Origin of the sequence: Thiocapsa sp. (assembly GCF_022340925.1) — a bacterium.
Taxonomy (GTDB): domain Bacteria; phylum Pseudomonadota; class Gammaproteobacteria; order Chromatiales; family Chromatiaceae; genus Thiocapsa.
Genome location: NZ_JAJDNA010000024.1, coordinates 1 through 13288 on the forward strand (window position 1 = coordinate 1; position 13288 = coordinate 13288).

Genomic DNA, 13288 nt, shown 5'->3' on the forward strand with positions numbered 1-13288 from the left:
AGGTTCCCGAAGCCGTCGCGGCATGCCAAGACGCCGGCCTCGGGTTCGACGGTGAGCGCGATCTGCAACAGCGTTTGGCTCTCGTCATCCCAGGGCGCCAGTCGAATCTGCACATGATGCTCGCGTGCCGGGGTCGCGAAGCGAATTGAGCAGACCCTCTCGATTTGGTATCTCACTGAGCATCCCCCAGATGCGCCTCGAAATAGTCGACCTGCAGCGCCGTGCCAAGGTCGGCAAGCAGCCCGAGAAACGCGTCCAGATACTGGTGCAGGCCGAGATCCAGGATGCCCTGTGGTGTCACCCCGGACAGGTGCCGGCGAAGCGCGGCCAGGCGTTGCGGCACCGCTCCTTGCGATAAGGTCCCGATGCGTCCCAGCGCCCGTTCTATTCCATCCAGAGAATAGGCGAGCGACCGTGGGAAGTCTGTGTCGAGCACCACAAACTCGACCACGTCGATCGGGCGGATCCCACCCTGATACCGGCGTCGGTAGGCCTCGAAACCGGAGAGTGACTTCAGCAGGGCACCCCACTGATAGTAGTCCAGGGGCGAGCCCACCAGCCTGACATCGGGCAGCAGGAGGTGATAGCGCACGTCCAGGATGCGGGCCGTCATGTCGGCGCGCTCCTGCAGGCTGCCGAGCGCCATGAATCCGTAGGCCTGACCGCGCATCATGGTGCTCTGGGTCAGACCGAAGAAGGTTGCCACCTGGCGGTGGACGAAGGCGTAGAGCTCTGCCGCGCGCCAGGGCGGCAGCGTGGTCTTCAGGTGCTTGTCGACGGCCAGCCAGAACTCGTTGAGCGCCTCCCACATCTCGTTGGAGATGCGGTCGCGCACCACGCGGGCATTCTCGCGCGCCAGCTTGAGGCTGGTCAGGAGCGAGCCCGGGTTCCTGGGGTCCTGCGTCAACAGGTGGATGACCTTCTGGACCGTCACACGGCCGTCCGGATGGAGCGCCTCGTACAGCTCGTCCGCACCGACGATGCTGAGCAGGGGGCGCCACTGCATCTCCTCGGACGCGCCCTCGTCGGCCTCGAGCATGTAGACGACATTGATGTCCAGGACGCGCGCGGTGTTGTCGGCACGCTCCAGGTTGCGCGTCAGCCAGTACAGCGATTCGGCGATGCGGCTGAGCATCAATCGGCCAGGACCCAGGTGTCTTTGCTGCCCCCACCCTGGGAGGAGTTCACCACCAACGAGCCCTTCGTCATGGCCACCCGGGTCAAACCGCCCGGGACCACCTCGATATCACTGCCGTAGATGATGAACGGGCGCAGGTCGAGATGGCGTGATTCCAGCTCACCGTCCAAATAACAGATATGCCGTGACAGCTGGATCACCGGCTGAGCGATGTAGTTGCGCGGGTTCTCCTCGATCTTGCGGGCGAACTCGGCGCGTTGGGAGGTGGTCGACGAGGGTCCCATCAACATGCCGTAGCCTCCGGATTCCGCGACCGCCTTGATCACCATCGTCTCCATGTTGTCGAGCACATAGGCGCGGTCCTGGTGATCGGTCATCTGGTAGGTCGGGACACTGGCCAGGATCGGTGCCTCGCCCAGGTAGTAACGGATGATCTCGGGGACGTAGGCATAGACCGCCTTGTCGTCGGCGATACCGCTGCCGGGGGCATTGACGAGCGCGACGTTGCCGGCCCGCCAGGCATTGATGACGCCCGCGACGCCCAGCTCGGAGTCGGCACGGAAGACCAGCGGATCGATAAAGTCGTCGTCGACCCGCCGATAGATGACGTCGACCTGGCGCAGACCCTGTGTCGTCTTGAGGTAGACCTTGTCGTTCTTGCAGACCAGATCGCGACCCTCGGCGAGCTCCACGCCCATCTCCTTGGCCAGGAAGGTGTGCTCGAAATAAGCCGAGTTATAGATGCCGGGGGTGAGGACCACGATGGTCGCCGCGTCCGCGCCGCTGGGTGCGAGGTAGCGCAGTGCCTGCAACAGCAGGGCGGGATAATGCTCCACCCGGCGGACGCGATAGCGGGCGAAGAACTCGGGCAGGATGCGTCGCTCCACGATCCGGTTCTCGATCATGTAGGAGACGCCCGAGGGGGTCCTCAGGTTGTCCTCGAGGACCAGATAGCGGCCTTCCTCGTCGCGGATCAGGTCGACCCCGCTGATGTGGGTGTAGATGTCGTGCGGCGGGTCGATGTCCATGATCTCGCGCCGAAAGTCCTTGCCCCGGTAGATCAGCTCCGGCGGCACCACCCCGTCTTTCAGGATCCGCTGGCCGTGATAGAGGTCCTTCAGGAAGAGATTCAGGGCCCGGATGCGTTGCTTGAGCCCGGCCTCGATCTGCGCCCACTCCGGTGCGGTGATGATGCGCGGCAGGATGTCGAACGGCCAAACCCGCTCGATGCCTTCCTCGTCGTTGGAGTAGACGGTGAAGGTCACCCCTTCGGTGTGCAGCGTCAGGTGGGCATCGCGCGCCTTGGCGCCGAGGATCTGCTGCCCGGTGGTCTGGATGTGCTCCCACATGGGCACATAGTGATCACGCGGCCGAAAGTCGTCCTGATAGAACTCGTGGTAGGCCATCGGTTGTCTGGTGCGCTGCATCTGGATCTGGCCGGCGCCACCGGCCTGGAATTGTCTCAACATCGTGTTGAACCCCACGGCATGGCCCATAGCAGGAAGACCGCATCAAAAAACGCGCCAACCAGGGCATTGCGACCAGCCCATTGTTATGTCGCGGAATTCTTCAAGGACAACGGAGCGGCTGGGCTCAGAAATGCACCAGCATAGGGCGCCACGGCATGCAGGGCACCCTTTCCGAAGGGGGGCGCACGAAGAGGGGGCGGCGGTCAACCGAAGCGCTGCCGGAGGGCCTTGAGGCTGCGCGCCCGTGTCAGCAGGACGACCTCGTCGCCGATCTCGAGACGCATCTCCGCATCGGCGAACCGCAGCTCGTCGCCATGGCGATAGACACAGATCGCCCGCGCCGTGTCCGGGAGCGTCAGATCCTGGAGGGGGCCGGCGAGTGCCTCGTCGACCGTGAATGAGAAGACCCGCGTCTCGCCGCGCAGGATATCGGAGAGCGCAATGATGTCCTGTCCCTCCGCCATATCGGCCAGGTAGCGTCCCACCGTGTGCATCGGCACCAGCGAGTCCGCCAGCCCCAGCTCGGCGCAGATATGCTCCAGGTCCGGGTCCTCGATCTTGGTGACGACCCGCTGATAGCCGAGAGAACGCGCGACCAGGCTGGCGATGATATTGGCCTGATCGTCGTGGGTGAGACAGAACAGCAGATCGGTGGTCTCCGGATCGGCCTCGCGCAGGATCGCCGGCCGGGTTCCGTCGCCGTGGATGAAGCCCACGTCCAGCTCGTCGCGCAGCCGCTCGATGGTCGCCGGATCGCGCTCGACGATGACGACCTCATGGCGTCGCCCCGCGAGCATGCGGCCGGTGAGCACGGCCAGGGTCCCGCTGCCGATGAAGACGAACCGCATGTCGAGTGCCTCGCGTTGGGAGAAGCGATCCAGTCGCTGTGCCGGCTATGACTTATACCAGGTCCCGGGGAAGATCAGGACCAACAGTGCGACGATCTCCAGACGCCCTGCCAGCATGTCCAGGGTCAGCAGGAGCTTGAGGCCGGCCTCGAGGTCGGGGCCGGTGATGCCGGTGGACAGGCCGACCGTCGCCGTCGCCGAGACGATGTCGAACAGGGCATCGAGCGGCGGGTACCCCGCGGCCAGAAAGGCGAGCCAGGAGCCGAGGATCAGGAGCACGAACAGCAGGATCAGCAAGAGCGCATGCTCGATCTGGGACCCCTCCAGGTCCCTCCCGCCCAATGTCGGGTGGACCACCGCATGACTGGGCAGCTGGACGCGCAGCACCGCGAGCTGCAGCATCCGGACCAGGATCAGCAAACGCAGGAGCTTGATGCCGCCCGCAGTGGAGCCGACCCCGCCGCCGGTCGCCATGGACAGGATCAGGACCCCTTTGGCCGCCGCATCCAGGCCGCGCGGGTCCAAGGTCGAGAAACCCGTCGTGGTCTGTGCGGACAGCGCCTGGAGGACTGCATCCATCGGCGCCAGCCCGCCGAGCCACCAGAGCAACAAGGCCACCACGAGGGCCGCCACCAGGAGTGCCCGGACCTCGGGGTCGTCCCCGAGCCGCGCGGCCCCGTGGTGCCAGGCCCGGTGAAGCAAGAGCAAGGGGACAGCACCGAGCAGGGACACCGACAAGAGCGACCACTGTGCACCCCGCCCGTATCCGGCCAGACTGTCCGAGAGGCCCGAGAAGCCGCCGGTGGAGACGGCCGCGAGCGTATGGATCAAGGTCTCGAACGGCGGCAAACCTGTTGCCAGGACCAGGGCCAGGCCCGCCGACGTGGCCAGCAGATAGACCGCGAGTGCCCGTCTCGCATAGATCCGGGTCCCCTGCGCGAGGTTGTCCTCGTCCGCCGCGGCGTTGGCCAGTCGTCGCATGTCCTCGGTCCGGCCGAACGCCAACGCCAGCGACAGGACGACGATTCCCAGTCCGCCGAACCATTGCATCCAGGCCCGCGCGAACAGGAAGGCATCGGATCGCGACTCCGGATCCCTCACCAGACTGAGCCCCGTGGTCGTGACCCCCGAGACGGCCTCGAACCAGGCGTCCAGTGGCGGCAGACCGGCTGCCGCCAAGGGGTAGGTCATGAGGGCCGCGGCGAGGACGAAGGTCAGGGCGGTGATCACCAGTGCCTCGTTGGCCTGCAGGGTCCGCTCGCCCGTTCGGATCCGCGCGCAGAGCCCCAGGGCGAGCGCCGGCAGCAGCGCCGCGACCAGGAGACGGCGCGCCAGCGCCCAATCGCCCGTCAGCGCGGCGAAGACCATCGGCACCGCCAGCAGCACCGCAAGGACCAACGCGAGCTGACCGAGATGATGCAGGACGATCGCGGGGCGGACCGGCTGCAGAAGGGGCCGAACGGCGGGGTGGAACGGCATCGGTCAGTCCCATTCCCGCTCCAGTCCGCAGCAGTGTCCCGGCGGGCCGGGGGCGGAGGGATCCGCGCCCTCGCTCAGGACAGCGCCGGTGACCGGGTTCGGCCGGAAGGTCGTGCAGCCCTTGAGCCCCAAGTCATGGGCGCGGCGATAGAGGCGCTCGAAGGCATCGAATCCGATCCCGCCGGGTACGTTGATCGTCTTGGAGATCGCATTGTCGACATAGGGCTGCAGTGACGCCTGCATGGCGAGGTGCGCCTCCGGCGATACCTCATGGGCGGCGAGGAAGGCCGGCGGTCCGGCGCGCCGGCCGAAGCGCACGCGCCAGAGCCGCGCCGCGTGATCCTCGATCAGGTGCCCGGCCGATCCGCCTTCGAGCCGCCGCACCCGCCTGAGCTGGCGCCGCGAAAAGACCGGCTCGATGCCGCTGGAGAGGTTGTCGGCGAGCAGGCTGATGGTGCCGGCCGGTGCGATCGCCGTCAGATGCGAGTTGCGGATCCCGGCAGAGGCGATGCCGGCCCGGATGTCTTCAGGCAGTCGGCGCACGAAGGGTGCGGCCAGATAGGCGTCGCGGACCAGAAAGGGGAACGGACCCTTCTCCGCAGCCAAGCCGACCGACGTGCGATAGGCGGCATGGCAGAGGGCGCGCATCGCCGCCGCGGCCAGATCGCGGGCGGCCGGATGATCGTAACGCAGTCCCAGCAGGATCAGCGCGTCGGCGAGTCCGGTGATCCCGAGGCCGATCCGACGGCTCCCCCGGACCTCTGCGCTCTGGGCCGGAAGCGGAAGCCGGGAGAGATCGATCACCGCGTCCAACATCCGCGTCGCGAGACCGGCCGCCTTCGCGAGGGCCGCGAGGTCGAGGGTCGCCTTGGCGGAATAGGGCGCGCGCACGAAGGCGGCGAGATTCAGAGAGCCCAGGTCACAGGCGCCCCAGCTCGGCAACGGGATCTCGCCGCAGGGGTTGGTGGCAAAGATCCGCTCACGGTAGCCGAGGTTGTTCTCCGCATTGATGCGATCGATGAAGAGCACGCCCGGCTCGGCCGTGTCGAAATTGGCACGCATGATCCGTGTCCAGAGCTCGCGCGCCGGCAGCGTGCGCAGCACCGCGCAGGTCACCGCGCCGCCGTGTCCGGGCCAGTCGCGCTCCCGCCGCCCCGGGAAGCGCGCGAGATCCGCCGGCGCCATGCGGTCTGCCGGAAACACCAGATCCCAGGGCGCGTCCGCCGCCACCGCCTGCATCAGCAGGTCCGTCACCAGGACCGAGAGGTTGAAGTTGCGCAGCGCCTTGGGATCGCGCTTCGCATCGACGAAGCGCTCGATGTCCGGATGGTCGCAGCGCAGTGTCCCCATCATGGCGCCGCGCCGCACGCCGGTGGACAGGAGGGTCGAGCACATGCTGTCCCAGAGGGCCATGAAGGAGACGGGTCCCGAGGCCACCCCGCCGACCCGCTGCCCGCGGAGGCCCGCCGGGCGCAGGGTCGAGAAGTCGCAACCCACGCCTCCGCCCTGCTGCATCGTCAAGGCGGCATCCCGCAGCGCCTCGAAGATGCCCGCCAGGTCGTCGGGAACCGGACCCATGACGAAGCAGTTGAAGAGCGTCAGCTCTCGCGCGACGCCCGCCCCGGCAAGGATGCGTCCGCCGGGCAGAAACCGAAACCCCCGGAGCAGATTGAGATAGCGCTCTTCCCAGGCTGTCCGCCCGGTCGGCTCAACCGATGCCAACGCCCCGGCGACACGCTGCCAGGTCGCCTCGAGATCCGCCTCCTCGCCGGCCCGATAGCGGGTCTCCCAAATGAGGCGTGACAGGTCTGACTGGAAATCGCTCGCCATGTGTCGGCGCCGGGTCAGAAAACTCGACGACAATCCCCGAATCGCGGGCCGCATGGACCGCCCCGCTGGATGCAAGCCTGACACACCGATCGGATCCTGCCTAGGGCCGGTTCATCGGCCATCCTGGCCAAGATCCGGCAGGCAACGGCGACACGCAGCAGCCTCGTGGGCCGCACGGTGGTGAAGCGGCGTCCGGGACATCCTCGCAGGCCGGCCGGCGCAGGTCCCGCCCGGGGTGCGCACAAGCAAGGTGCGGCGTCGAGCGCCGACGTGCATCGCGGGCCGTCGGGACAATCGGGACGGGCGCCGCATCCCGGCACGCGCGGTCGGCTCACCCCGCGGCCGTGGCCCCGCGTGCCGACATTGCCGACCGGGATACGCCAGTGTTGGTCGAGCGACATGCCGCCGAACGAGACAGGGCTCGCGTTTTGTGGGATGTTTACCCGCCGCAGCGTTCGGGCTGGCTGAATGGCGGAACGATCGTTGCGCGCCCTGTGCACCGCCGCCTCCGGGCAGGACCGCATCGCTCCCTGTTTTCTCGCCGCTCTGCCTGGCCGCCGCGCTTATGCCAGACTGCGGGTCGCCGCGATGCGACGGTCGCCGTGAGCCCTGACACCTCAGCTAGGAAACCCGTCCCGATGTCGATCCTCGTCGCAATCAATCATAAGACCGAATACCGCTTCGACCGCTCGGTGAGCCTGTCCCCCCATGTGGTGCGGCTGCGTCCGGCGCCACACTGCCGCACGCCGATCCGCTCCTACTCGCTGACCGTCGAGCCGTCCGAGCACTTCATCAATTGGCAGCAGGACGCCTTCGGCAACTATCTGGCACGGCTGGTGTTTCCGGAAAAGGCGCGAACCCTGTCGGTCGAGGTGGACGTGATCGCCGAGATGATCACCATCAATCCCTTCGATTTCTTTCTCGAGGAGTACGCCTACCATTATCCCTTCGGGTACGAGCCCGACCTGCGCAAGGAGCTCGCACCCTATCTGGAGATCACCGACGACGGGCCGCTGATCCAACAGTGGCTCGCCGCGATCGACCGCACGAAACGAGAGACCGTCTACTTCCTGGTCGATCTGAACCGGCGCCTGCAGGAAGACATCGGCTATGTCATCCGCATGGAGGCCGGGGTCCAGAGCTGCGAGGAGACGTTGAGCCGGCGCATGGGGTCATGCCGGGACACCGGCTGGCTGCTTGTTCAGATCCTGCGCCACCTCGGGCTCGCCGCGCGTTTCGTCTCCGGCTACCTGGTGCAGCTGACGCCGGACGTGAAGTCGCTGGACGGCCCCTCAGGTCCCGAGCGCGACTTCACCGATCTGCACGCCTGGGCCGAGGTCTATGTGCCGGGTGCCGGCTGGATCGGGCTCGACCCCACGTCGGGGCTCTTCGCGGGCGAGGGTCACATCCCGCTGGCCTGTTCCCCGGCACCGCGCAGCGCCGCTCCCATCACGGGTGCCACCGAGCCCTGTGAGGTGGAGTTCTACTTCCACAACCGCATCCAGCGGATCCACGAGGACCCGCGGGTCACCAAGCCCTATACCACCGAGCAGTGGGAGGCGATCGAGGCGCTCGGACACCAGGTCGACGCGGAGCTGCAGGCCCACGATGTGCGTCTGACCATGGGCGGTGAGCCGACCTTCGTCTCGATCGACGACATGGATGGCGCCGAATGGAACATCGCCGCCCTCGGCGAGACCAAGAAGGTCCTGGCGGAAGACCTCCTGCTGCGGCTCAAGGCCCGCTTCGCCCCCGGCGGTCTGCTGCATATCGGTCAGGGCAAGTGGTACCCCGGCGAACAGCTGCCGCGCTGGGCGCTCGCCTGCTACTGGCGCAAGGACGGCGAGCCGGTCTGGCGTGACTCGGGCCTGATTGGCCGAGAGGACCGACAGTACGGGCATGGCCCGGCCGAGGCCGAGACCTTCGTGCGCACGCTGGCCCGGCAGTTGGGGGTCGATCCCGGGTTCGCATTGGCGGCGTACGAGGACGTCCTCTACTACCTCTGGAAAGAGGCGCGGCTGCCGGCGAACGTCGACCCGCTCGACAACAAGCTCAGGGACCCCAATGAGCGCGAGCGTCTGACCCGGCTGTTCCAACGCGGCCTGAACCGCGTGGCCGGGTACGCACTGCCGCTACGCTGGTGGGGACTCGGCGCCGAGGGTGGATGGAGGAGCGGGCGCTGGACCTTCCGCGACGGCAACCTCTTCCTGATCCCGGGCGATTCGCCGATCGGATTCCGCCTGCCCCTGGACGCCCTGCCCTCCGTCCCGGAGGCTGAGCTCGATCAGGCGCCGGAGCGCAATCCCTTCGAGCCGGTCGCCGCCCTGCGCTCCCCGTTTGACGAGGTGGCCCGTCGCTACAGCCGTCCGGCCGAGCCGATCCCCGCAGCAGCAACGTCCATCCGCGAGCAGATGGTCCTGCGCGACGACCAGCATCCCGGTCGGGTCCGCACCGCGCTCTGTATCGAGCCGCGCGACGGCAGGCTCTACTGCTTCATGCCGCCCCTGACCCACCTCGAGCACTGGCTGGACCTGGTGCTCTGCATCGAGGACACGGCCGCCGAGCTGCAGATGCCCATCATCATCGAGGGCTATGAGCCGCCGCGCGATCACCGGCTCCAGAAGCTCGCGGTGACCCCTGATCCGGGCGTCATCGAGGTCAACATCCACCCCGCGGACAGCTGGGACCAGATGGTGCGTGACACCAACATCCTTTACGAAGAGGCCCGCCAGGCCCGTCTTGGGACCGAGAAGTTCATGCTCGACGGGCGCCATACCGGCACTGGCGGCGGCAATCACGTGACCCTCGGCGGCCCGACCCCGGCCGACAGCCCGCTGCTGCGCAGGCCGGACCTGCTGCAGAGTCTGATCACCTATTGGCAGCACCACCCGAGCCTGTCGTATCTCTTCTCGGGGATGTTCATCGGACCGACCAGCCAGGCCCCGCGTGTGGATGAGGCGCGCGACGATCGGCTCTACGAGCTCGACATCGCCTTCCAGCAGATGCCGCCGGGCGAGGTTGCCCAGCCCTGGGTGGTCGACCGGGTGCTCAGAAACCTGCTGACCGACGTCACCGGCAACACCCACCGCACCGAGTTCTGCATCGACAAGCTCTACTCGCCGGACAGCGCCTCCGGGCGTCAGGGACTGGTCGAGTTCCGCGCTTTTGAGATGCCGCCCCACCCCCGCATGAGTCTCGCGCAGATGCTGCTGCTGCGCACCCTGGTCGCGCGCTTCTGGAAGGAGCCTTACCGGCGCAGCCCGGTGCGCTGGGGCACCGAGCTGCACGACCGCTTCCTCCTGCCCCATTTCGTGCGCCAGGACTTCGACGACGTCATCGGCGACCTGCAGCGCGCCGGCTACCCCTTCGATCCGGCCTGGTTCGACCCCTTCTTCGAGTTCCGCTTCCCGCACTACGGAGACCTGGTGACCGAGAACGGCATCGACATGGAGCTGCGCGCGGCCATCGAGCCCTGGCACGTCCTCGGCGAGGAGGTCACCGCGTTGGGTACCGCGCGCTTCGTCGACAGCTCGGTGGAGCGGATGCAGGTCAAGGTCAACGGCATGGTCGGCGACCGCCACGTGCTCGCCTGCAACGGCCGGCGTGTCCCGCTGCGCCCGACCGGGCGCAAGGCCGAGCTCGTCGCTGGGATCCGCTTCAAGGCCTGGAGCCCACCCTCCGGGCTGCATCCGACCATCCCCTCGCACAACCCGCTGGTCTTCGAGATCGTCGACCTCTGGAACCGGGCGAGCCTCGGCGGTTGCACCTACTATGTCGCCCACCCCGGGGGGCGCAGTGAATCCAGCTTCCCGGTCAACAGCTACGAGGCGGAGAGTCGCCGCATCGCCCGCTTCAGACTCATGGGTCATACACCGGGACCCATCGACCCGCCCCCGGCTGAACCGGCCGGGGAGCATCCCTACACCCTGGACCTGCGCTACCGGCCGGGCCGATGTTGAGGGTGCTGCCGGTCGCCTGGGAAGACGCGGCTCAGCCGCATTGGCACGGTCAGCCTCGACGGCGCCGCGATTCACGCCCTGCCGGCCGCCACCGTGCCCTCTCCTGCCTGGTCGAGCAGGCCACATCGTCGAGCCACTGAACTGACGCAGCGACCGTCCCGTCGCGGACAGGGCGGCAGCCACGCCAGGTATAGATCTTCGTCTATCGCGCACGCCGCGATCATCGATTTCGCCGGAGGATCCGCTGGCCTAAGATAGACGTTTTGTTGAGGATCACACGCACGAGCGTCGCCGATGCGTAAGAGACTGCTGACCACGCTGTTCCCCTTCCTTCGTTGGTTCCCGATGTCCGGCGAGACGCTGCGCGGAGACCTCGTCGCCGGCATCACGGTGGCGCTGGTCCTGGTGCCGCAGAGCATGGCCTATGCCCAGCTCGCCGGACTGCCGGTGGTGTTCGGCCTCTATGCCTCGTTCATGCCCGTCGTCGTCGCCTCGCTGTGGGGTTCGCTGCCGCAGCTGCACACCGGTCCGGTGGCGATGCTGTCGCTGATGTCGGCAGCCGCCGTGCTGCCGCTGGCGGCGCTCGGCAGCCAGGATTTCATCGCGCTGTCGGTGATGCTGGCGCTGATGGTGGGCGTGCTGAGGCTGCTGCTGGGTCTGCTGCGGATGGGCATCCTGGTGAATTTTCTGTCCAGCCCGGTGATCGTTGGCTTCACCAACGCCGCGGCGCTCATCATCGGCCTGTCGCAGCTGAGCAAGCTTCTGAACGTGCCCTTCCCGCGCACCGACCATTTTGTGCTCGATCTCTGGACCGTTATCGAGCAGCTCCCCGAGACCCACCTGCCGACGCTGCTGTTCGCGTTCGCGACCTTCGCCATCATCATCGGCTCGCGGCGCGCCATCCCCAAGGTGCCGGGCGTGCTGCTCGCCGTGGTGCTCACGACGCTGGTGAGCTGGGCCATCGGCTTCGAGCGCAACCAGCTGGTGCCTGTCTCGGCCATTCAAGACCCCGTCGCGCGCGGCCTGGCCGTGGACTATGCAGCGACGACGCGCGCGGTGGACCGGCTGGGAGAGACCACCTCGAAGCTCACCCAGGAGATCCGCAGGCTTGCGGAAGAGGGCGACCCGGATCGCTTCGCCGAGAAGGCGTTGCTGGAGGCGGACCTGCGCGTGCTCATGCGCGAGATGGAGCAGCACAAGCTCGCCAACAACGAGCGTCAGGTGGCGCTCCACAATCTGCACTTCGAGTCTGCCGCGACGCCGGGCGGCCAGCACCTGTTCTATCCCCGCGGTCAGGCCCCGGCATCGATGAGCACCGACGGCCGCACCTGGCGTGTCGGCAGGATCGAGGGCGACCGGGTCAAAATGATGGGCGGCGGCGCCGTGGTGGGCGCCATCCCCAAGGGGCTGCCGAGCTTCCGGGTGCCGGAGCTGCGCATGGACCTCTTCTGGACCCTGCTGCCGTCCGCGCTGGTGATGGCGCTGATCGGCTTCATGGAGGCCACGTCCATCTCCAAGGCCATCGCCGCCCAGACCCGTGAGCGGGTGGACACCAGCAAGGAGCTGGTCGGCCAGGGCCTGGCGAATATCGTCGGCAGCTTCTTCAGCTCCTACACGGTGAGCGGCTCCTTCTCGCGCTCGGCGGTGGCGGCCAAGAATGGCGCCAAGACCGGCATGTTCGCCATCGTCAGCGCCGTGGGCGTGATGTTGGTGCTCCTGTTCCTGACCCCGCTGCTTTACCACCTGCCGCAGGCGGTGCTGGCGGTGATCGTGATGATGGCCGTGTTCGGGCTCATCAACGTTCGCGCCCTGGTGCGCGCGTGGAAGATCGAGCGGCAGGAGGCCATCGTCGGCGTCATCACCTTCCTCGCCACCCTGGTCATGGCGCCACAGCTCGCCAACGGCATCCTGTTGGGCGCCGGACTCGCCATCCTGCTGTTCCTGCTGCGCACCATGAAGCCGCGCACCGACATCCTCGGTCGCGACGCGGAAGGCAGGCTGGCCGGCATCAGCATGAACGACATCGAGCCACTCGGGCGCAACTTCATCGTGGTGCGCTTCGACGGCTCGCTCAATTTCGTCAACGCCCCGCGCTTCGAGGACCTGCTCCTGGAGGCGCGCGCCAAGAACCCGCAGGCGCGCGCCGTGCTGGTGGAGGGCAGCGGCATCAACGACGTGGACGTCAGCGGCGAGGAGCGCCTGCGCGACGTTATCCAAACCTTCCGCGACAACGGCGTGGAGCTCTACTTCTCGAGCCTCAAGGCGCAGGTCTACGACACCCTGCGGCGCGGCAGGATGTTCCACCTGCTCGACGAGACACACTTTATCCGCACCAAGGATCGGGCGCTCAGGTTCATGGAGGAGACCTTCGATAGCGGAAAACCGCTTCAGCCAGTGCCGCCGGCGATCGGACCGAGCACCCCGCTGCTCGGCTGATCCTGGTCCCTCGCCATGAGCCGGCGGGGGCTTCGTCGGGGTGAGAGGGGTAGCAGCCGATGCCGCCGCAAGCGGGCGGCATGGTAACCTCTGGCCAATCCAGGTGACCGGGGTCGGCCCGCCCGCGGG

At 67.4% G+C, this 13288-nt stretch carries 8 protein-coding genes; 2 read left to right on the plus strand and 6 right to left on the minus strand.

Annotated features, from left to right (window positions below; all coding sequences use genetic code 11):
• From LJE61_RS03490 to LJE61_RS03515, 6 genes are all read right to left on the minus strand, one after another.
• Window positions 1-176, minus strand: a 176-nt coding sequence (locus LJE61_RS03490; protein ID WP_296917454.1) for a transglutaminase N-terminal domain-containing protein, incomplete at its 3' end; no start/stop codon positions are given.
• On the minus strand, window positions 173-1135 hold the full coding sequence (locus tag LJE61_RS03495) for an alpha-E domain-containing protein (protein WP_296909280.1): 963 nt from the start codon (window positions 1133-1135) through the stop codon (window positions 173-175). The genes LJE61_RS03495 and LJE61_RS03490, both read right to left, overlap by 4 nt.
• Window positions 1135-2607, minus strand: coding sequence for a circularly permuted type 2 ATP-grasp protein (locus LJE61_RS03500; protein ID WP_296909279.1), 1473 nt, complete (start codon window positions 2605-2607; stop codon window positions 1135-1137). The genes LJE61_RS03495 and LJE61_RS03500 overlap by 1 nt, the downstream gene beginning before the upstream one ends.
• A 203-nt stretch (window positions 2608-2810) precedes the next feature.
• Entirely contained in the window at window positions 2811-3455 is a 645-nt protein-coding gene (locus tag LJE61_RS03505) for a potassium channel family protein (protein ID WP_296909278.1), read from the minus strand.
• Window positions 3456-3500: 45 nt separating this feature from the next.
• Window positions 3501-4934, minus strand: coding sequence for a potassium transporter TrkG (locus LJE61_RS03510; protein WP_296909277.1), 1434 nt, complete (start codon window positions 4932-4934; stop codon window positions 3501-3503).
• A gap of 3 nt (window positions 4935-4937) precedes the next feature.
• Window positions 4938-6764: an adenosylcobalamin-dependent ribonucleoside-diphosphate reductase gene (locus tag LJE61_RS03515; RefSeq protein WP_296909276.1), complete on the minus strand. Its 1827-nt coding sequence runs from the start codon at window positions 6762-6764 to the stop codon at window positions 4938-4940.
• A gap of 638 nt (window positions 6765-7402) precedes the next feature.
• Between LJE61_RS03515 and LJE61_RS03520 the strand changes: the two genes are divergently transcribed.
• Both LJE61_RS03520 and LJE61_RS03525 read left to right on the plus strand, forming a co-directional pair.
• Window positions 7403-10723 carry a transglutaminase family protein gene (locus tag LJE61_RS03520; RefSeq protein WP_296909275.1) on the plus strand — a complete coding sequence of 1107 codons (3321 nt, stop codon included), beginning with the start codon at window positions 7403-7405 and terminating at the stop codon, window positions 10721-10723.
• Window positions 10724-11068: 345 nt separating this feature from the next.
• Entirely contained in the window at window positions 11069-13159 is a 2091-nt protein-coding gene (locus LJE61_RS03525) for a SulP family inorganic anion transporter (RefSeq protein ID WP_296917456.1), read from the plus strand.
• The last annotated feature ends 129 nt before the right edge of the window (window positions 13160-13288 follow it).